This window comes from Caballeronia sp. LZ008 (genome assembly GCF_031451435.1).
GTDB lineage: Bacteria > Pseudomonadota > Gammaproteobacteria > Burkholderiales > Burkholderiaceae > Caballeronia > Caballeronia zhejiangensis.
Map to the genome: position 1 here is coordinate 323,100 of NZ_JARUXK010000003.1, position 21,882 is coordinate 344,981.

A 21,882-nucleotide genomic window follows, 5' to 3' on the forward strand; every position below is an offset into this window, starting at 1 on the left:
CGATGACGAGTTTTCCGACCGCGCTGCATCTTCGTATCAAGGCACTCGCGCGCCTTCAACCGGATGCGCCCGCCCTCGCATTCAATGCACATGACGACGCACGTCTCACACGCGGCGAACTGGATGCCCGCGCGTCGCGGCTCGCGGCGCGTCTGCGCGCTGCGGGCGTCGGCGCTGAAGTGCGCGTCGGCGTATGCGTCGAGCGTTCTTGTGAATTGTTCGTCGCGCTGCTTGCCGTGCTGAAGGCGGGCGGCGTATTCGTGCCGCTCGATCCGCATCATCCTGCCGCGCGTCTCGACTGGATCGCGGACGATGCGCGCCTCGCGCACGGCATCGTCGATCGACACGCCGACGATGCGATGCGCGCGCGCTTCACGCGATGCTTCGACGCAGAGCAAGACATCGCCGATGCACCCGCGCTCGACGACGCTGCGCCCGTGCATCCGCGCGCAGCCGCGTACATGATTTACACGTCGGGATCGACGGGCACGCCGAAGGCCGTCGTCGTCGAACATGGCCCGCTCGCCGCGCATTGCGATGCACTTGTGGCGGCGCTCCGCATCGGCGAGGGCGACAGCTTGCTGCACTTCGCATCGGTGAACTTCGATGCGGCGCACGAATGCTGGCTCGCGCCGCTGGCCGTGGGCGCGCGCGTCGTCATCACGGCGCCGCCGCCGTTCGCGCCCGAAGCAGCGCATACGTTGATCGAACGTGAACGCGTGAATGTGGCCGCGTTTCCGCCTGCTTATCTGCGCGAATTCGCTTCGGTTGCCGAGCGCAAAGGCGTGCCGGCCTCGTTGCGCGTGCTCGCGTTCGGCGGCGAGGCGCTGTCGCGTGAAGCGTTCGCGCGCGTGCGTCGTGAATTCGCGGCGCAGCGCCTCATCAACGGATATGGTCCGACGGAAGCCGTCATCTCGCCGATGCTCTGGCCCGTCGAGCCGCACGTCACGCCCGATCTCGACGATGCCGATGCGTATGCGTCGCTGCCCATCGGACGCGTGATCGGTCCGCGTGTCGCGCGCATCGACGATGGCGAGTTGCTGCTCGGCGGCGCGTGCATCGCGCGCGGCTATCACGGTCGCGCTGCGCTCACGGCGGAGCGTTTCGTGCCCGACGCTTCCGGCGAGCCGGGCGCGCGCATCTATCGCACGGGCGACCTCGCGCGCGAACGTGCCGATGGCGCCTACGACTATCTCGGCCGCATCGATGACCAAGTGCAGATTCGCGGCGTGCGCGTCGAGCCTGCGGAAATCGCCGCGTGTTTGCGCGCGCATCCATCCATTCGCGACGCAGCCGTGCTCGCCGATTCGACGAACGGACGCGTGCAACTAACCGCCTGTTTCGCGCCCGCACATGAAGCTGTAAGCGATGCCGCGTTGAAGGCATATCTCGCGGAACATTTGCCCGCAGCCTGGCAGCCGCATCGGTATGTGAGGCTCGCGCGCCTGCCCTATACGTTGAACGGCAAGCTCGATCGCGATGCGTTGAAGAAGCAGGCGGATCGCGCAACGTCGATGTCGCGCGACGCGGATTACATCGAGCCGGCGACCGATACCGAACGCCGTCTCGCGCAAACGTGGCAGCGCATTCTCGACCATGCCGCGCCCATCGGACGTGCTGATCGCTTCTTCGAACGCGGCGGCGATTCGCTCGCGGCGATGCAGTTGCAGGCGGCGATCCGCATCGACTGGCGCGTGAATCTGCGGCTCGATACGATCTTCGACGATCCGCCGCTGCAAGCACTGGCCGCATCGATCGATGCGAGCGAGAAGGAGGCGAGCGATCCGGTCATCGTGAGAAGCGTGGTTTCGTCGGATGCGCCCTATGTCGATCGCGCGGCATCGTTCGCGCAGCAGCGCTTCTGGGTGCTCGCGCAAACGCGCGACGCGGGCGCGGCGTATCACGTCGCGGGTCGTTGGGACATCAGCGGCAGGCTGGATGCAAACGCATTGCAACGCGCGCTGGATCATTTGATCGAACGCCACGAGGCATGGCGCACGACGCTCGTCGAGAACGAAGACGGCGTCGTCATGCAGCGCATTCACAAGTCCTCGCCGGTGACGATTCAGCGTGTGAATCACAGTTCGAATGCTGATGAAGAACGTCACGCGAGCGAAGCGTTCGACTTGTCGAATGGTCCGCTGTTGCGCGCGACGCTCGTATCGTCCGGCGATGAATCGCACCGGCTGATGCTGGCGGCGCACCACGCGATCACGGATGGCTATAGCTCGCGCATCGTCTTCGATGAACTCGCGCATGTTTATAGCGCGTACGCGCAAGGCCAAACACCTTCGCTTGCCGCGTTGCCGATTCAATACGCGGATTACGCGCAGTGGCAGCGCGAACTCGTCGCGGGTGAAGAGGGCGCGCGTCAGCTTCGCTTCTGGCGCAAGGCGCTCGATGCCGCGCCTGAACCGCTCGCGCTTCCTTTGGATCGCGCGCGTCCAGCCGAACGCGATCATCGCGGGCAACGCGTAACGTTGCGCTTGTCCGCCGATACGTCGAACGCATTGCGTCAGCTTGCACGCACGAAGCACGCGTCGCCGTTCGTGGTGTTGCTGAGCGCGTTCGACGCGTGGCTTCATCGGCTTACGGGCGCAAACGATTTCGTTGTTGCGACGCCGGTCGCGCATCGGCAGCGGCCCGAGACGGCGGCGCTCATCGGCCTGTGCCTGAACACGCTGGCGTTGCGTGCGCGCGTCGATGCGGCTCAAACGTTTTCCGATCTGATGGAAGCGACGCGCATTCATGCGCTCGATGCGTTCGCGCATCAGGACGTGCCGTTCGATCGCGTGCTCGATGCAGTGAAGCCGCCCGTCGCGCGTGGCGACGAGTGGCTGCGCGTGAAGCTCGCGCAGCAGTTCGATGCAGCGTTAACATCGACGTTACCGAACGCATCGGCGATTGCAACGCCCGGCCCCGATCTCGCGGCGCGTTTCGATTTCGCGCTCGACTTCACCGACGATGTTCGCGGCATCGAACTCGTCGCGGCTTACGCGTGCGATTGCATCCATGAAGCCACCGCGCGCGCATGGCTTGCGAGCTTCGCGACGCTCGTCGCGGATGCGGTGCGCGATCCGTCGCGCCCGATCGCATCGCTCGATTGCATGCCTCAGCGCGACGTGCAACGAGGCCGCGCACTGAACTTCGAAGCCGACGATATCCTCGCGTTGATCGCGCATCACGCGAGCGCGACGCCTCATCGCATCGCGCTTGCGGACGCGCATACGCAGATCAGTTACGCCGAACTCGACGACGCATCGAACCGCATCGCGCTCGCGTTGCGTCATAAAGGCGCGAAGGCGGAGCAGGCGGTCGCGGTGTGCATCGAACGTTCGGTGCGCTTCGTCGTTGCGTTGATCGGCGCGATGAAGTCGGGTGCCTATGCGGTGCCGCTCGATCCGTCGATGCCGCACGCGCGCATCGATGCCGCGATCGACGCATGCGGCGCGCGTTTCGCGCTCGTCGCGATGAACGACGACAACGCGCCGCGCGCGCTCGGCAATGCTCAACTGCTCGATGTCGATACGCTCGCGCACGATGCATCGCTCGCGAATGCCGCCGTGCAGCGCGTGCAGCTTGCGCCTGCGCAGACCGCTTATGTCATCTTCACGTCGGGCTCGACGGGCACGCCGAAGGGCGTAGCGGTGCCGCATCGCGCGCTCGCCGACTACGTGCAAGGCATGCTCGATGAACTCGCGTTCGCGCCTGGCGCATCGATGGCGATGGTCTCGACGGTCGCCGCCGATCTCGGTCATACGACGCTCTTCGGCGCATTGTGTTCGGGACGCACGCTGCATCTGTTGCCTGCTCGATGCGCGTTCGATCCGGATCGCTTTGCCGCAGAAATGCGCGTGCGCGAAGTGGGCGTGCTGAAGATCGTGCCGAGTCATCTGCACGCGCTGCTCGAAGCGCAGCATCCTGCCGATGTGTTGCCGTCGCATGCGCTCGTGACGGGCGGCGAGTCGTTGCCGTGGGCGCTGGTCGATCGCGTGAAGGCGTTGAAGCCTTCGTGCCGCGTCATCAATCACTATGGTCCGACGGAAGCGACTGTCGGCGCCATTGCGTGCGAAGCGTCTGCATTCGCCGACGATGAACGCAATGCGCAGAGCGTGCCGCTCGGACGCCCAATGCCCAATGCCGAGGCTTATGTTTTCGATACATCCGGCGCGTGCGTGCCGCCGGGCGGCATCGGCGAGTTGCATATCGGCGGGCCGGGCGTTGCGCGCGGTTATCTCGGACGCGCCGCGGCGACAGCGGAGCGCTTCATGCCGCACCCGTTCGTGCGCGGCGAACGCCTTTATCGGACCGGCGATCGCGTTCGTCTGCTCGCGGATGGACGTATCGCCTTCCTCGGCCGTCTCGACGATCAGGTGAAAATTCGCGGCTATCGTGTCGAGCCGGGCGAAGTGAGCGCAGCATTGCGCGCGATCGAAGGCGTGGCTCAGGCCGAAACATTGCCCGTCGATCGCGATGGGCGTCTTCAGCTTGTCTCGTTCGTGACCGGTTCCGCGCAAGACGATTCGACGTTGCGCGATGCGCTCGGCGCGCGCCTGCCCGACTACATGGTGCCCGCGACGATCGTCATGCTCCGCGCGTTGCCGATGACCGACAACGGCAAGATCGATCGTGCAGCATTGCGCAGCATCGCATCGAAGCCGGTCGAATCCGTCGTAACGAGCGATACGCCGCGCGGCGACACCGAGGAAGCCATCGCCTCGGTATGGCAGGACGTGTTGAAGGCGAAGCACGTCGGGCGCGATGACAACTTCTTCGAGCTTGGCGGCGATTCGATTCTCGTGCTGCAAGTAATCGCGCGTCTGCGCAAGCGAGGCCTTCGCGTCACGCCGAAACAGGTTTTCGATAACGCGACAGTCGCGCAACTCGCGCTAGTCGCGAAGCCTGTCGACACGAACGAAGCGAAAGCGCCTGTCGTCGCGACGAAACAGGCGGATGGAAGCGCAGCGTTGACGCCCGCGCAATTGCGCTTCTTCGCACTCGACATTCCGCAGCGCGGGCATTGGAATCAATCGGTGGAATTCGACGCGAATGCATCGTTCGATCTCGACGCCTTTGCGCGCGCGTTGGATGCGCTGCTTACGCATCACGCTATCTTCAGGCAACGCTTCGAGCGCGATGGCACGACTAACGCATGGCGCATCGTGCAGGCATCGAAGGCATTCGATACGCTGCCGCTCGCAGCCGTCGCCGCGAACGATGAAACGGATGCGCTTGCGCAGTTCGATGCGATTCAGCGCACGCTCGACATTTCGCACGGGCCGCTCGCATGCGCGCTCGTTGCATCGCTTGCGGACGGACGCACGAAGCTCTATCTGGCAATTCATCATCTGATCGTCGATGGCGTGTCGTGGCGCATCCTGCTCGACGATCTGTCGAGCGCATATCAAGCGGCGCAGTCGCGCGGCACCGCGAGTCTTGCGCGTACCGGCGCGACGGCGTCGCAATGGGCCGCGCGCCTTGCGGCAGCCGCGCGTGACACACACTCTCCCTTCGCAGGCGAGGCGAAATACTGGATCACCACACTCGCTGCGGGCGCTGACCTGCGTCTCGATCATCCGCAAGCGAAGGCAACGAACGCAGACGCCGCGGTCATCGAACAGACGCTCGAAGTCGATCTCACGCGTGCCGTGCTCGCCGATGCCAACCTCGCCTATCGCACGCAGACGATCGAACTGCTGATCGCGGCGCTTGCTCATGCGACCGGCGCGACGTGCCGCATGGAGCTGGAAGGACATGGCCGCGAACCGCTCTTCGACGATATCGACGCAAGCCGCACGCTCGGATGGCTGACGAGTCACTATCCGGTTTCGATTCCGGTGCTGGCATCGCCGATCGAAACGCTCGCAGCCGCGAAAGACACGCTGCGCGCAGTGCCGAACAAAGGTCTCGGCTTCGGCGTGCTGCGCCATTTCGGCGACGATGCGACGCGCGCTTCGCTCGAAGCATTGCCGCGGCCGCGCGTGACCTTCAACTACCTCGGTCAGTTCGATTCGCTCGATTCGCGCGACGCAGCGTTCACGCCGCGCTTCGGCGGCGCGGGTTGCGAGCGCGATCCTTCCGGTCCGCTCGGCAACGCGCTCGCGATTCACGCTTATGTCGCCGATGGAGCGGAGCGCACGCTCAGGCTGCATTGGGTCTACGGCGCGACGCAATTCGAACGCGCGACGATCGAGGCGCTTGCGCAGCGATTCGAGGGCACGCTCGCCGATATCGTCGCTGCATGCGCCGGGCGCATCGCGATGAAAGGCGCAGGCGCGACGCCGGGCGATTTCCCGCTCGCCCGCGACGGCGGTTTGACGCAAGCGGCGCTCGAACGCCTGCCTGTGGATCTGCGCAGCATCGCCGATATCTATCCCCTCTCGCCGATGCAGCAGGGCATCCTGTTCCACTCGCTGTTCGCGCCTGAGCAGTCGACGTATGTGAATCAGTTTGCCGCAACGTTGATCGCGCCCGATATAGACCGCCTGCGCGCGGCCTTCGAGGCTTCCGTGCCGCGTCACGACATCCTGCGCACAGGCTTTACCGCCGATGAAGCCGCGCCGATGCAGATCGTGCATCGCCAGGCGGGCTTGCCTTTCGATGTGATCGACTGGCGCGAACGTAGCGATGCATCGGCCGCCTTCGAAACGTGGCTCGCCGACGATCGCGCGCGCGGCTTCGATCTTGCCGCGCCGCCCCTGATGCGCGTCACGCTGATTCGCGTCACCGACGATGAATGGCGCATCGTGTGGACGCGTCATCATCTGCTGCTCGATGGCTGGAGCACGGCCCGCATGTTTGCGGATGTCCTGCGCGACTACATCGAGCCGCCGCGCGCGCAGCCGTTCGTCGCGCACGCGAAGACGCGTTATCGCGACTTCATCGAATGGCTCGCGACACGCGATGCGCAAGCCGACCAAGCGTTCTGGACCGACCGTCTCGCACGCCTCGGCGAACCGACGCGCATCGCGCAGCGCGAAGCGAGCAAGGCGCCGACACTCGACGATCATCGCTCGTGGCGCGCGTCGCTCGACCCTGCGATGACCGCGCGTCTCACCGAAGCCGCGCGCCGTCTGCGCGTGACGCTCAACACGCTCGTGCAAGGCGCGTGGGCGCTCGTGTTGCAGCGCATGACGCATCAGGCGAGCGTGGCGTACGGCGCGACGGTCGCAGGCCGCCCGGACTCGCTCGCCGATATCGACGGCGTACTGGGACTCTTCATCAACACGTTGCCGGTGATCGCCGAGCCGCTGCCGCAACGCGCCGCGTCCGCATGGCTGCGCGAATTGCAAGCGGATAACGCCGCAGCCCACGAACACGCTCACACGCCGCTCGCGGATATTCAACGCTGGGCAGGTCAAGGCGGCGGTGCGTTGTTCGACACGCTCGTCGTATTCGAGAACTATCCCGTCGATGAAGCATGGGCCGGCCGCGACGAACGCGCGCTAAAAATGCGCGCGTTGCGCAACATCGAAGCGACCGACTTCGCGTTGACGCTCGTCGTGGAGGCGGGCGAAGCTATCGTCATCGACTATGGATACGACGCGGCGCGTCTGGATGAATCGCGTGTGGCGGCACTGCATCGCGCGCTATCCACATGTCTCGACGCATTTGCGACGAACCCCGATGGGCCGCTCGGCACGATCGCGCTCGCGGATGACGTCGCGCGTTTCAATGCGACAGCGCGCGCATGGAGCGATATCGAAAGCCTGCCACTGCATCGGCAATTCGAACGCATGGCGAACGCCGCGCCCGATGCCATCGCGCTTGAGATGATCGCGGTCGACGGCATTGTGAATCGCATCACGTATGCGCAGTTGAACGAGCGCGCGAATCGCGTTGCCGCTGCGTTGCTTGCAGCGGGCGTCGCGCACGACACGGCGGTCGCGCTGTGCGTCGAGCGTTCGTTCGACATGGTCGTTGCACTGTTCGGCGTGTTGAAGGCGGGCGCGGCGTATCTGCCGATCGATCCGGATTACCCGGCGGATCGCATCGCCTATCTGCTCGACGATGCAAAACCCGCTGTCGTGTTGACGCAAACGCACTTGCGTGCGCGCGTGGAGTCGGTTGCTTCGACGGCGCGCGTGTTCGATGTCGATGCGCTCATGCAAGGCGACGCGACGCTCACTGCGTCCATCGACATCACCGACGCGCATCTCGCGTATCTCATCTACACGTCCGGCTCGACCGGCAAGCCCAAAGGCGCGGGCAACACGCATGGCGCGCTGGCGAACCGTATTGCGTGGATGCAGGACGCCTATCGCCTGACGCGCGACGACGTCGTGCTTCACAAGACGCCGTTCGGTTTCGACGTTTCCGTATGGGAGTTCGTATGGCCGCTCGCGACGGGCGCGAAGCTCGCTATCGCCGCGCCCGGCGATCATCGCGATCCGGCGCGGCTCGTCGCAGCCATTGAGGCGCATCGCGTGAGCACGCTGCATTTCGTGCCGTCGATGCTCGCGGCGTTCGTCGCGCATATCGACGAGTTCGGCGATGCGAAGCGCTGCGCGAGCATCGAGCGAATCGTCGCGAGCGGTGAAGCGCTTGCGCCCGAGCTCGTCGCGCGCGTCGCGAGGCTCTTGCCGAACGCGCGGCTCCACAACCTCTATGGTCCGACCGAAGCCGCCATCGACGTATCGCACTGGACGTGCAGCGCGGACGATATCGAATCCGCTTCCGTACCTATCGGTCATCCGATCGCGAACCTGCAACTGCATGTGCTCGATGCAGTGCTGCATCCGGTGGCCGCGGGCGGCATCGGCGAACTCTATCTCGGCGGTGCGGGACTCGCGCGCGGCTATCTCGGACGGGCGTCGCTGACAGCGGAGCGCTTCGTGCCCGACCCGTTCGTCGCGGGCGCGCGACTGTATCGCACGGGCGATCTTGCGCGCCGCCGCGACGATGGCGCGCTCGACTATCTCGGCCGCATCGACACGCAAGTGAAGCTGCGCGGACAACGAATCGAGCCGGGCGAGATCGAAGCGCTGCTGCGCGCCGAGCCGGATGTGCGCGATGCGGTCGTGATCGTGCGCGACGAGCAGTTGATCGGCTACGTCTCATGCGCGGCATCGGAGACCTTCGATGAAAGCGCCGTGCTGAATTCGTTGCGTTCGCAACTACCTGCGTACATGGTGCCCGCGCGTGTGATGGCACTCGACGCGTTGCCGGTCACGCCGAATGGCAAATGCGACCGCAACGCGCTGCCGGCCCCGGCGCGAACGCAACGCATCGTGACGGCGGCGCGAACGCAGACGGAACGCGAACTCGCCGCGATCTGGCAGCGCGTGCTGCGAGTGGAGGCCATCGGCCGCGACGACGATTTCTTCACGCTCGGCGGCCACTCGCTGCTCGCGACGCAAGCGAACGCTCAGGCCAACCTGCACTGGTCGCTCACGTTGCCGCTGCGCACGCTGTTCGATGAACGCACGCTTGCGCGCTGCGCCGCCGCGATCGACGCCGCGCTGGCTTCACGCGATGAAAAGGGCGGCGCGCATGACGCCGCGAGCGTCATCGATGCCTTGCTCGATGAACTGGAGACGCAATGAAAACCGCAAGTCAAAGAGGACACGCATGACGCAGGCCAAACCCGATCTGCTTTCGCTCGCGACGCGCTTCGCGCAGTTGCCCGATGCGCAGCGCAAGGTGTTCGTCGCGCGACTCGCCGATGCAGGCATCGACTTTCGTACGCTGCCGATTCCGCCGCGCACGCGAGGCGATGCGTGCGAAGCGAGCGTGCCGGCATCGTTCGCGCAGACGCGTCTGTGGCTGCATGCGCGCATGATCGACGAGCCCGCGGCGTATCACATCACCGAGCGCCTTCAGCTCGATGGCGCACTCGATGCGAATGCGCTGCGCCTTTCATGCGATGCGTTGATCGCGCGTCACGAAGCGCTGCGTACTACGTTCAGCGAGGGCGCGGACGGCGTGCTGCAAACCGTGCACGCGCCCATGCGCTGTCCGTGGCATTCGGTGAACCTCGAGCATCTTCCGGTCGCCGAGCGTGAGGCACGCGCCACGGCGCTCGCGCTCACCGATGAATCGCGTCCCTTCGATCTCGCTCACGCCCCGCTCGTGCGCGCGCATCTGATCAGACTCGATGCGAACACGCACTGGCTTTCTCTGACGACGCATCACATCGTGTCGGACGGGTGGTCCGCCGATATCGCGCTTGCCGAGCTTGCTTCGTTCTATCGCGCGTATGCGTGCGGCGAAGCGGTGTCAGTCGGGCCGTTGTCCATTCAATACGCGGATTTCGCGCTTTGGCAGCGGCGCTGGCTCGATGCGGGCGAGCGCGAACGTCAACTGGACTTCTGGCGCGCACGGCTCGACCCATCGCGCGACGTATTGATGCTGCCCGGCGCGGCAGCGCGTCCCGGCGAGCGCAGCGCGTGCGGTGCGCGCCATCTTTTCACGCTCGATGCAGCGCTTGCGGCGCGATTGCGTGTCATCGCAAGCGAATATCGCGCGACGCCTTTCGCCGTTTTGCTCGCCGCGTTGAGCGCGCTCTTCGCGCGCGCATCGGGCGAGGCGCATATACAAATCGGCGTGCCCGCGGCGAACCGCGAGCGTGCTGAAACGGCAGGACTGGTCGGCTTCTTCGTCAACACGCTGACGCTCGCTTCGCGCGTCGATGCAACGCAGTCGTTCTCGATGCTCGTCGATACAACGCAAGCCGCGCTCGTCGATGCGCAGTCGCATCAGGATGTGCCGTTCGAGCAGGTCGTGGAAGCGCTCGGCGTCGTGCGCAGTGCGAGTCATCATCCGTTGTTTCAGGTCATGGCGGCATATGGCGCGCGCCGCATGTTGCCTTCGTTCGCCGATGTGCGCGTGACCGAATTGCCTTCGGGCGCGCCGTTCGCGAAGTTCGATCTGACCGCGAACTTCGAGGAACGCGCGGACGGATCGCTTGCGGCCGCTTTCGTCTACGCGCTCGATCTCTTCGAAGCCGATGCCATTGAACGCCTCGCGCGCCGCTTCGTCGAGTTGTTGAGCAATGCACTCGACGCACCGCCAACGCTCGTCGGCGATCTGCAATGGTTGCCGCAAGACGAACGCATGCAGCTCGACGCATGGAATCGCCATGCGCCTGAACATGCGCTCGAATTCGTCTCGGTGCATGAACGTATCGCACGCCATGCGCGTGCGCGACCGGATGCGCGCGGCGTCGCGGATATGGAGCGCGCCTTCACGCGTAGCGAAGTCGACGCACGCGCGACGCGCATCGCGCAGCGTCTCATCGATGCGGGCGTGCGCGCTGAAATGCGCGTGGGCGTCGCGTTGAGCCGTTCGGTCGATCTGCTCGTCGGCCTGATCGCGGCGCTCAAGTCGGGCGGCGCATTCGTGCCGCTCGATCCGAGTCATCCGCGCGAACGTCTCGCGCAGATTCTCGACGATGCGCGCATCGAGCACATCATCACCGAGCGCGCGAGCATCGATGCGTTGCCCCTTCCAGCGAGCGCACGCGTCCTGCTTCTCGACGATGAAACCCTCTACGCCGACGATGCAACATCGCGCATCGCACTGCCCGATGTCGTCGCGGAGCAAGCGGCGTATGCGATCTACACATCGGGTTCGACGGGCAAGCCCAAGGGCGTGATCGTCGATCACGGATCGTTCGCGCGCCATTGCGTCGCCATCGCGCAACGTTATGGCGCGACCGAGCGCGACACGTTCATGCTGTTCCAGTCGGTTAATTTCGACGGCGCGCACGAAGGCTGGTTCTCGCAGTACATCAGCGGCGCGGGGGTCGCGATCACCACCGATACGCTATGGCCACCCGCGCTGACCTGCAAGCTCATGCGCAAAGAGGGCGTGACGATGACCTACGTGCCGCCCGGTTGCGCGACGCAGCTTGCGGAATGGGCGCTCGTGCACGGCGCGCCGCCGACGTTGAAGTCGATCACGGTGGGCGGCGAAGCGACATCGCGTGAAGCCTTCGCGTTGATGCGCCGCGCGTTTCCGAATGCGCGCATCGTCAACGGATATGGTCCGACGGAGACCGTCATCACGCCGATGCTGTGGATGTTCAATCCCGGCGACGATCCCGCGAAGCTCGCGGATTGCGCCTATCTTCCGATCGGCACGCTTGTCGGCGCGCGCACCGCGCATGTGCTCGATGAGCGCTTGAATCCGCTGCCCGTCGGCGTGATCGGCGAACTGTATCTCGGCGGCGAAGGCGTGGGCGTCGCGCGCGGCTATCTCGATCGTCCTGCATTGACTGCCGAGCGCTTCGTGCCCGATCCGTATGGCGAGCCGGGCGCGCGTCTGTATCGCACCGGCGATCTCGTGCGGCGTCGCGCCGATGGCGTGTTCGATTTCGTCGGCCGCGTCGATCATCAGGTGAAGCTGCGCGGCTTGCGTATCGAACTCGGCGAGATCGAAGCGCAACTCGCCGCACACGACGATGTGCGCGAAGCGTGCGCGGTCGTGCGTGGCAAGGGCGCGCACGCCGCGCTCGTTGCCTATGTCGAATTGAAAGCCGATGCACGCGAACGCGCCGCGCTGGGCCGCGCCGCCGATGCCGCCGAACTCGATGCGCATCTGCGCCGCACGCTGCCCGATTACATGGTGCCGGCGCATATTGTCGTGCTCGATGCGTTGCCGCGCAACGCAAACAGCAAGGTCGATCGTGCGGTGCTTCCCGAACCGCCGAAGAAGGAGCGCATCCACGAAGCGCCCGCTGCGGGCACGGAAGCCGCGCTCGCCAAGATCTGGCGCGACGTGCTCGATGTCGAACGCGTGGGCCGCGGCGATCACTTCTTCGAACTGGGCGGGCATTCGCTCGCGGCCGTGCGTGTGGTGACGCGCATCGCCGAAATGCTCGGGCGCGATGTGCCCGTGCGCGCATTGTTCGAAACGCCGGTGTTGTCGCAGTACGCAAAACGCGTGTTGCAGGCGGGGCTGTGCGAGGGCGCATCCGATGCAGGCCAAAGCGTATTCGAGGCCGACGAACACGGCGTGTGGCCGCTTTCCGCGGCGCAACTCGGCCTCTGGTTCTTATGGCGCGCGCAGCCGAAAAGCGCCGCATACAACATTCCGGTCGCGTTGCGGCTGCACGGATCGCTCGATTCCGATGCGTTGCGCGAAGCGCTTGCGCAAGCTGCCGCGCGTCATCCGGCGTTGCGCACACGACTGGTCGAACGCGATGGCGCGTTGCCGGGTCAGCGCATCGTGCCGATGTGGCGCTTCGAGTTGCCTGTGATCGATGTTGCCGGCAGCATCGACGAAGCGAAGCGCATCACCGATGAAGACGCGCTCACGCCGTTCGATCTCGCCAGTGCGAAGCAACTCTGGCGCGCGCGTCTCGTGCGTCTCGCCGACGACGATCATGTGCTCTCGCTCGTCGTGCATCACATCGTCTCCGATGGCACTTCGATCGATCTCTGGCTCGACGATATCCGCGCAACGTATGTCGCTTTGCGCAAGGGCGCATCGGTTGCAAAGCGCGCATCGAATGCGCTGGTGTTGCCTTCATCGGCGACGGGCGCGCGGCTCGCGTACTGGCGCGATGCGCTGAAGGATCTGACGGCGATTGCATTGCCCGCGCCGTCAGCGGGCCGTATCGAGAATCCGCAATGGCTCGCGAGCCGCATCGGATTCGATCTCGATGATGCGCTCATCGAACGCGCCCGCGCGCTCGCCGTGGAATGCCATGCCACGCTGCCGATGCTGCTGCACGCCGCACTCAACGCGGCGTTGCATCGCGTGACCGGCGTGCGCGATCAGCCGGTCGGCGTGCTCGCATCGACACGCGAATCGACGGGCGACAGCGCGCGCGATGCACTCGGACTCTTCATCAACGCAGTCGTCGTGCGCACCCGCATGACGCATGACGATACGCCCGCGACTTTGCTCGCGACCGTGCGCGATGCGGCGCTCGCCGCCTACGCACACGCCGACGTGCCGTTCGCCGATGTCGTGTCCGCGTTGAACGCGCAGCGTTCCGGCGCGGGCAATCCGCTATTCCAGGTGATGTTCAACTATCTGCGCCCCGCTGCGATGGCGACGCGCGACTGGGCCGGCCTCGCGATCGAAGGTTTCGACGATGTGCGTCATCGCGTCGTGTTCGACCTCGAACTGGACGTGACGGAGTATCCGGATGGCCGCGTGAGTTGCGCGTTCTCTTATGCGAACGAGCGCGTGGATGGGGCGTTCGTCGAAACGCTCGTTACTCGTTTTCTCGCGACTGTAGAGCTGTTTGCGCACGCGCCGCATGATGTATTCGACTCATGCGACGCCGCGTTCGAAAAGGCTGAAGCACTCGCGGCATCGATGGCATCGGATGAAGAGACCGATGAAGCGCGAGCGCTCGCGAGCCTATGGAGCGAGCTCTTCGACGGCCAGACGCCCGCGCTGCACGACGATCTCTTCGCGGCGGGCGCGACGTCGTTTGCGGTCGTGCGCTTCGTCGATGCGGCGCGCAAAGCGGGCTTCGACATCGTTATTCATGACGTTTTCGCCACGCCGCATTTCGCCGGCCTCGGCGCGACGCTCGCACGCCGCGTCTCGCTTGCATCGATCAATGACATCTGAGAGACACAGGGAAATGAAAAAAGAAACCGTATTCGATCTGATCGGCGTGGGCTTTGGGCCGTCGAATCTGTCGCTTGCCGTGCGTCTTGCCGAAGAGCGCGGCGCGTCGAACATGACGCATTGCTATATCGAACGGCAAGCGGAATTCGGCTGGCATCGCGACATGCTGCTCGACGATTGCCGTATGCAGATTTCCTTCCTGAAGGATCTCGTCACGCAGCGCGATCCGACGAGCCGCTTCACGTTCATCAACTATCTGTTCGAGCGCGGACGTCTGAACGAATTCGTGAACCTGAAGAACTTCTATCCGACGCGCGTCGAGTTTCACGATTATCTGAGCTGGGTCGCGCAAGCCTTCGATGATCGCGTGCATTACGGGCAGAGCGTGACGGCGATCGAACCCGTGCTCGAAGCGAATGGCGATGTGAGCGCGCTGCGCGTCGTATCGCAGGAAGCGGATGGGCGCGAGTGGCGTCGCGTGACGAAGGCATTGTCGGTCGGCGTCGGCGGCGCGGCGCGCGTGCCTGAGCCGTTCGCATCGCTCGGGCCGCATAACGTGATTCATTCGTCGGCGTATCTGAGTTCGATCGAGCGCGTCGCGGGCGATGGTCGCAACGGCAAGAAGCGCATCGCGATCATCGGTGCGGGGCAGAGCGCGGCCGAAGTTTTCGCCGATGTCACGCGGCGTTTTCCGCATGTCGATGCGACGCTCGTGATTCGCGCGAGCGCGCTCAAGCCCGCCGACGATACGCCCTTCGTCAACGAGATCTTCAGTCCGGAGTTCACCGATATCGTCTTTGCGCAATCGGAAGATGGGCGGCGCTCGCTGATCGAGCGTTTCCGCGATACGAATTACGCGGTCGTCGATCGTCCGTTGATCGAGCAGATCTACGAAATGCTCTATTTGCAGAAGGTTTCCGATGAAGCGCGACATCGTTTGCTGGCGAATACGCTCATCGAAAATGCGGCGCGTTGCGCGAATGGCGAGATCGAGTTGACGATGCGCGACGTGCTGACAGGTCACGCGCGCGCCGAGCGCTTCGATGCGCTCGTGCTCGCGACGGGTTATCGGCGCGACACGCATCTCGCGCTGCTCGACGGCCTTGCGCCGCATCTGGGCGACGCGCTCGCGCAGCGCAATGTCGGCCGCGATTATCGGCTTGTCACGCCTTCGAACTTCAGGCCGCGCATCTATTTGCAAGGCTGCTGCGAAGACAGCCACGGTCTTTCCGACACCTTGCTTTCGGTGTTGGCCGTGCGCTCGGACGAGATCGCGGCATCGCTTGCCGATGCCGGACAGGACCACGCCGTGAAGCAAGCGGCGGAGACGAGCGGCAGCCGCATGGCCGTCGCGCTTTGACGACTATTACTGGCGATGTTTGAAACGAGCGGCAATCAATGACGAAGCTAAAACTGGTCTACATCATGTCCTTGCGCAACGCGGCGGCGGATCGCGCGGGACAGCATATCGAATACAAGGGCGGCACGCGGTATATGAAGTCGCCGCTGGAGTATCTCGTCGAGCAACTCAATGGATCGCCGTTGGGCGATCTCTATTCGCTCGAAGGCGTGATCTACGACGATGACGAAGGCTCGCCGCGGGATCGCGAAAAACTGGCTGGATATGGTTTTCGTTATGCGCCGGGAGGGCAGTGGATTCATCCGCCGGGGCTCGCGGTGCGGGGCGTGCCGGTGACGAGTCTTCTTCATGCGATTCCTTCTTCTTATCGGCGGTTGGCTTTGGATGCGGTGAGCGAGCGGGCGGCGCAGAAGAGCGCGTTCGAGAAGCGTTTGCTGGAGAAGCTGCGTGCGCTCGATGCGGACTTCGTCGTGCTCGACGGGCTGCTCGTGATTCTCGATGAACTCGTTCGGCCCGGTGCGGAATTTTGCCGGCGTATTGCGAATATTCATCCTGGGATTACGCGGCTTGGTTCGCCGTTTGAACGGCGGGGGGCTTATGCGACGCTCGATGCCTTGCATGGGGCGCGTGGCGAACGCGTAGTCGATTGGAACGCGATGCGCGTTGAACCGGCGCCGGTGATCGACCGGACAGGCGCTTCGTTTCATTACGTCGATAACGGGATCGATTCTGGTGAAGTCATCTTTGATGTGCTTGGCACTAGCATCGATCCTTTAGATTCCATTCTCGAACTGCGCTGGAATAATTTTCAGCGGAGTCTGTTTCCTGCTTTGGACGGCGGGCTGCTTGCCATGGCCGGGGTGTTGGCGCCGGATCCCGATTACGTGTCGGTTTGTTAGCGTTGCCCCTTTGCGGGGCGGCACCTGCTTTCTTTGCTGTAGTCGCCGGATCCCGTATTCGCGTCGGTCTATTAGCGTTGCCCCTGTGCGGGGCGGCACTCACTTTCTTTGCTGCTGCAAAGAAAGTAAGCAAAGAAAGCAGCTTTTCAAGCCCGCGGTCACACGCAATTTGGGTAGTTCTCTCGTCCTCGATGGCACTCGCCTAAAGAGTGCCCTCAAAGGACCAATCGGGCTTGGCTCGCGCACGGTCCGCCGCCCGAAAACGCTGAGGACACTGGTTCAGCACGAAAGAGCTTCGGCACAGCGCTACGCGCTGCCGCCAGGTATGCAAGGGAAACCAACGGGCGGCGAAGGCGGCGAGATCGAGGCGTTAGTAGGGAAGCACACGCGGTCCCGATTGACCGGTCGGCCGCGAAGCGGGCTGGAGCTATTTGGTGCTGAACCAGTTTGTTGTGTGGTGCGATGAGACGGACCGTGCGCGAGCCAAGCCCGGTTGGGCCTATGAGGGCACTCGTTAGGCAGCCCACGAACGACGAGAGGACTACCCAAAATGCGTGTGACCGCGGGCGTATCAGTAGCTGCTTTCTTTGCTTACTTTGTTTGCAGCAGCAAAGAAAGTGAGTGCCGCCCCGCACAGGGGCAGTGCTAATAGACCGACACGATTACAGGATTCCACGAAAGCACAAGCGAAGCCAGAAGCGAAACCAGAAGCGAAGCCAGAAGCGAAACCAGAAGCGAAAGCCGAATACTTGAAGCAAATCCGGAGACTCACCGATGAACATACGTTTCGATCCCGAAGTAGCGGCGACTGTCGAACAATCGCCTGACCGCACGCTGACAGCGTGTCACACCGACGCGTTACTGACGGCCCTATGCGAAATCTACTGCAACGACCCTGAGCGCCGCACGGCAACGATCGCACTTCCACACGTTTCCAACGAAGCCCACCGCACAAGAACCTTCATCGCGCAAGCGCGAAACGAGAACCTGATCGACATCGCACAGCAGCACGAAGATCACCTTCTCCTGACGACATCACGCAAAACGTTCTGGCAAATCGCGCGCCCATGGCTCAAGGCGCCCGCATCGAGCGACACGCTGCTGCGCTATACGCAAACCAACGGCGTCACACATCCGCAAAGACCAACGAACGCCGAAGGCACGATCTACGAACGTCACTTCCCGCAGATCGACATGACCTTCAGCCTGCGCACAGCTGACCCCGACGCCGATTCCGAAGTCTTCAGCGAATGGATGAATCTCGATCGCGTCGCATACTTCTGGGATCAGCGCGGCACGCGCGCCGAACACGCCGCTTATCTCGCGGAACGCCGCGAAGATCCGCACATGCATCCGATGATCGGCTATTTCGACGACAAGCCCTTCGGCTACTTCGAGTTCTATTGGGCGAAAGAAGATCGCCTGGGCCCGTTCTATGATGCAGGCGACTTCGATCGCGGACTGCATCTGCTTATCGGCGATGCGCAGTTCCAGAGCGCAGGCAAGCTCAAGGCATGGTGGAGCGGCGTGCTGCACTACATGTTCATCGACGATCCGCGCACCGAACGCCTCGTTGGCGAACCGCGCGTCGATCATGTGCGGCATATCGCTTACATGCATCGCATGGGCTTTTATACGCTGAAGGAATTCGACTTTCCGCACAAGCGCGCCGCGCTCACCGTGATGGAACGCGAAAAGTTCTTCGACGATTTTCGCTTTTGACCGGCGTCGAGGGAAAGTTGTACCGGTAACAGCGCGCTCTTATACTGACGTCACCGCGCTGCCTCCGACCATAACCTTCCCTCAGACACCCATGCCCCTCATCAACTACATCACGCAGATTCAATTCGATTTCGGCGCGGTGCGCCTGCTTGCGGGCGAGTGCGAACGCATCGGCATTCATCGTCCGCTGATCGTGACCGATGCCGGCATCCGCGCGGCCGGCCTGCTCGACAAGGTGCTCGACGCGCTCGGTTCATCGTCGGCCGTGCCCGTGTTCGATTCGACGCCGCCCAATCCGAACGAAGCCGCCGTGCGCGAAGCCGTCGCGATGTACAAGGAGAATCAATGCGACGGCGTGATCGCGGCGGGCGGCGGTTCATCGATCGATCTCGCGAAGGGCGTGGCCGTGTGCGCGACGCACGACGGTCCGCTACAAGGCTTCGCGGTCATCGAAGGCGGCCTCGCGCGCATCACGGCGAAGACAGCGCCCGTCATCGCCATTCCGACGACCGCGGGCACCGGCAGCGAAGTGGGCCGCGGCGCGATCCTGATTCTCGACGATGGCCGCAAGGTCGGCGTGATCTCGCCGCACGTCGTGCCGAAGGTCGCGATCTGCGATCCGGAACTGACGCTCGGCCTGCCGCCGATGCTTACCGCCGCGACCGGCATGGATGCCATCGCGCATTGCCTCGAAACGTTCATGGCGCCCGCGTTCAACGCACCCGCCGATGGCATCGCGCTCGACGGATTGTGGCGCGCGTGGCGGCACATCGAGCGCGCGACGCGGCACGGCTCCGATCGCACCGCGCGCTGGAACATGATGAGCGCATCGATGCAGGGCGCGCTCGCGTTCCAGAAGGGCCTCGGTTGCGTGCATAGCCTGAGCCACTCGCTCGGCGGCATCAATCCGAAGCTGCATCACGGCACGCTCAACGCAATCTTTTTGCCGGCGGTGATCGCGTTCAACAGCAGCGCGCCGACGATGCGCGAAGAAGGCAAGCTCGACCGCATCGCGCAGGCAATGGGCCTGAAGTCCGGCGATGAGGTCGGCGGTGCGCTGCGCTCGATGACCGCGACGCTCGGCCTGCCACGCGGCCTCGCTGAACTCGGCGTGACGCGCGAGATGTTTCCGCGCATCATCGCGGGCGCGCTCAAGGATCACAGTCATAAGACGAATCCGCGCGAGGCGTCCACCGCGGATTACGAGGCGATGCTCGAAACGTCGATGTGAAAAGGGCCGGAGCGCAACCGCATTAACCGCGTGTGATTTGCGGCATTGCAACAGCGAGATAGGGGAAAACCCTTAAGTCTGTTACAATGTCGCAAAGTTTGAGGAACAAATCATGCGCCGCCGCTACGAAGTGCTCGAAAGAATCGCTTTCGCCTTGCTTACGCTTTCCGCTGTCATGGACGCCAGCTACATCACCTGGGAAAAACATCCGAATTTCCGCGAAAACGTCACGGAGATCGTGAAGATCAGCGCCGATCTGTCTTTGGCGAACCCGGGTGTCGGCGATTCGACGCCGCTTGTCCCGATGGCGTTCAACTAAGTTTCGGTTTTACCCGGCGCGACACTCGTCGCGCCTTCTGCGTCAAGCCACATACAGGTTATTTGGCCCGCCGCCGCACGGCGCGCGCCGGCTGCTTTATGCTGGCGGCTTTCCATGCCGTCGCCGTCCAGCATGTCCACCGCTCTCCAATCGAACGCCGCCTTCGGCGATCAACTCCGCAGCTTCGCTCGCGCGATGGGACAGATCGTCCTTCAGCGCAACGCCGCGACCGGCGCGCTGCTGTTCCTCGCGGTGCTGAGCGCGAGTCCGCGCCTCGCGTGCGGGCTTCTGATCGGCACGCTGACGGGCAATGTCATCAGCGTGATCGTCGAAAACGACGACGCACCCGCGTTCCGCGACGATCTCTACGGTTTCAACGGCGCGCTCGCGGCGCTCGCCGCATTCACGTTTCTCGACGATGCATCGCGCGCCGCGGCCGTCGCGATCGTCGCGGCGATGTTCGCCACTTTCCTCGCCAACGTGCTTTCGCGCGTGCTCTCGCGCTACCGGTTGCCGATCTTCTCCAGCCCCGCCATCATCGTGACGTGGTGCTGGCTGCCGCTTTTGAGCGAGCGCGGCGACACGGGCGCGATTCCCCAAGTCGCCGCCGGTTTCATTCCAATGCTTCAGGCCGCGTTCGCGGGTCTCGCGCCGATCACCTTCGCGACCGGCGCGCTCGCCGGCGCGCTGATCGCGGCGGGATTGTTCGCGTCGCGGCCCGCGCAGGCGGGCTGGGCGCTCGCGGGCAGTGCGCTCGGCGCCATGTTGCACGCACTCGGCGGTGCAAGCGATGCCGTCGTGCTCTCGGGCGCGTGCGGCTTCAATGCGGCGCTTGCGGCGCTCGCGGCCGCGAAGCTCGGCACGCGTTATGCGCTCGTCGCGATCGTCGCGGCGGTGCTGATCGAGCGCGTGATCGATTGCATCGGCATCGCTGCGTTGACCGCGCCGTTCGTGCTTGCGTCCTGGGCGGTGATTCTGCTCGAGCGGCGTCTGTCCGGATCATCCAAACAAGGAGACTCGCATGTCGTTCACCCACACGCCTGAGCGCAGGATCGCGGAAAGCGGGCCGCGATCGGCAGCCGAACAGGCCACGCGCGTCGATCTCGCGGCAGCGTATCGGCTGGTCGCGCTCAACGGCTGGGACGATATCGTCTACACGCACATTTCCGCGAGCGTGCCGGGCGAGCCGGGGCGCTTTCTCATCAATCCGTTCGGGCTTTCGTTCGATGAAGTCACGGCGAGCAATCTCGTGAAGATCGATATCGACGGCAACGTGATCGGCGAGAGCGCGCATCCGGTGAACGCGACGGGCTTCGCGCTGCACGGCGCCGTCCATGCCGCGCGGGAGGACGCCGTGTGCGTGATGCATCTTCACGTGCGCGAGGCGATCGCGGTATCGACGCAACCGCACGGCCTGCTGCCCGCATCGCAACACGCGATGCGCTTTCATGGGCATCTCGCGTATCACGATTACGAAGGGCTCGCGTTCTCGCCGGCGGAAGGCGAGCGGCTCGTAAAAAGTCTCGGCGCGCATCGTGCGATGTTGCTGCGCAATCATGGACCGCTCACGCTCGGGCGCACGATCGCCGAGGCTTATGTGCTGATGGATATGCTCGTCAAGGCATGCGATATTCAGCTTCGCGCGCTTGCGGGCGTGGGCAAGATGATCGTGCCGACGCCGGAAGTCGTCACGCGCACCGCGGCGCAACTGCATGACGAAGACGCCGTCGAAGGCGCGCTCGAATGGCCGGCGCTATTGCGCAAGCTCGATCGCATCGACGCGTCGTATCGCGACTAACACCGCTTTCAAAAGGAGATC

Annotated in this window: 9 protein-coding genes; all 9 read left to right on the forward strand. The window is 64.1% G+C overall.

Annotated elements, in window-relative coordinates; translation table 11 throughout:
* Window positions 1-2: 2 nt before the first annotated feature.
* Window positions 3-9,545: a non-ribosomal peptide synthetase gene (locus tag QCE49_RS20660; protein WP_250458666.1), complete on the forward strand. Its 9,543-nt coding sequence runs from the start codon at window positions 3-5 to the stop codon at window positions 9,543-9,545.
* A gap of 25 nt (window positions 9,546-9,570) precedes the next feature.
* On the forward strand, window positions 9,571-14,532 hold the full coding sequence (locus QCE49_RS20665) for a non-ribosomal peptide synthetase (RefSeq protein WP_250458677.1): 4,962 nt from the start codon (window positions 9,571-9,573) through the stop codon (window positions 14,530-14,532).
* A 13-nt stretch (window positions 14,533-14,545) separates the two neighbouring features.
* A complete protein-coding gene (locus tag QCE49_RS20670; RefSeq protein WP_250458679.1) occupies window positions 14,546-15,892 on the forward strand; it encodes a lysine N(6)-hydroxylase/L-ornithine N(5)-oxygenase family protein in 1,347 nt (448 codons plus the stop codon).
* A 38-nt stretch (window positions 15,893-15,930) separates the two neighbouring features.
* Window positions 15,931-16,791, forward strand: a complete 861-nt coding sequence (locus QCE49_RS20675; protein ID WP_250458680.1) for a N(5)-hydroxyornithine transformylase PvdF — start codon at window positions 15,931-15,933, stop codon at window positions 16,789-16,791.
* Between the two features lie 774 nt (window positions 16,792-17,565).
* Window positions 17,566-18,513 (forward strand): GNAT family N-acetyltransferase, encoded by a 948-nt coding sequence (locus tag QCE49_RS20680; RefSeq protein WP_250437167.1) that lies wholly within the window; start codon window positions 17,566-17,568, stop codon window positions 18,511-18,513.
* Between the two features lie 91 nt (window positions 18,514-18,604).
* Entirely contained in the window at window positions 18,605-19,744 is a 1,140-nt protein-coding gene (locus QCE49_RS20685) for an iron-containing alcohol dehydrogenase (protein WP_250457170.1), read from the forward strand.
* A 112-nt stretch (window positions 19,745-19,856) separates the two neighbouring features.
* Window positions 19,857-20,063, forward strand: coding sequence for a hypothetical protein (locus tag QCE49_RS20690; protein WP_250457171.1), 207 nt, complete (start codon window positions 19,857-19,859; stop codon window positions 20,061-20,063).
* 132 nt (window positions 20,064-20,195) lie between these two features.
* Entirely contained in the window at window positions 20,196-21,107 is a 912-nt protein-coding gene (locus QCE49_RS20695; protein ID WP_250440861.1) for an urea transporter, read from the forward strand.
* A complete protein-coding gene (locus tag QCE49_RS20700) occupies window positions 21,085-21,861 on the forward strand; it encodes a class II aldolase/adducin family protein (protein ID WP_250457172.1) in 777 nt (258 codons plus the stop codon). Before QCE49_RS20695 ends, QCE49_RS20700 begins: the two co-directional genes overlap by 23 nt.
* The last annotated feature ends 21 nt before the right edge of the window (window positions 21,862-21,882 follow it).

Excerpts from the sequence above, each read along its gene's own strand:
- QCE49_RS20660 (WP_250458666.1), top strand. The coding sequence starts at position 3 with ATGACGAGTTTTCCGACCGCGCTGCATCTTCGTATCAAGGCACTCGCG.
- QCE49_RS20665 (WP_250458677.1), top strand. The coding sequence starts at position 9,571 with ATGACGCAGGCCAAACCCGATCTGCTTTCGCTCGCGACGCGCTTCGCG.
- QCE49_RS20670 (WP_250458679.1), top strand. The coding sequence starts at position 14,546 with ATGAAAAAAGAAACCGTATTCGATCTGATCGGCGTGGGCTTTGGGCCG.
- QCE49_RS20675 (WP_250458680.1), top strand. The coding sequence starts at position 15,931 with ATGACGAAGCTAAAACTGGTCTACATCATGTCCTTGCGCAACGCGGCG.
- QCE49_RS20680 (WP_250437167.1), top strand. The coding sequence starts at position 17,566 with ATGAACATACGTTTCGATCCCGAAGTAGCGGCGACTGTCGAACAATCG.
- QCE49_RS20685 (WP_250457170.1), top strand. The coding sequence starts at position 18,605 with ATGCCCCTCATCAACTACATCACGCAGATTCAATTCGATTTCGGCGCG.
- QCE49_RS20690 (WP_250457171.1), top strand. The coding sequence starts at position 19,857 with ATGCGCCGCCGCTACGAAGTGCTCGAAAGAATCGCTTTCGCCTTGCTT.
- QCE49_RS20695 (WP_250440861.1), top strand. The coding sequence starts at position 20,196 with ATGTCCACCGCTCTCCAATCGAACGCCGCCTTCGGCGATCAACTCCGC.
- QCE49_RS20700 (WP_250457172.1), top strand. The coding sequence starts at position 21,085 with ATGTCGTTCACCCACACGCCTGAGCGCAGGATCGCGGAAAGCGGGCCG.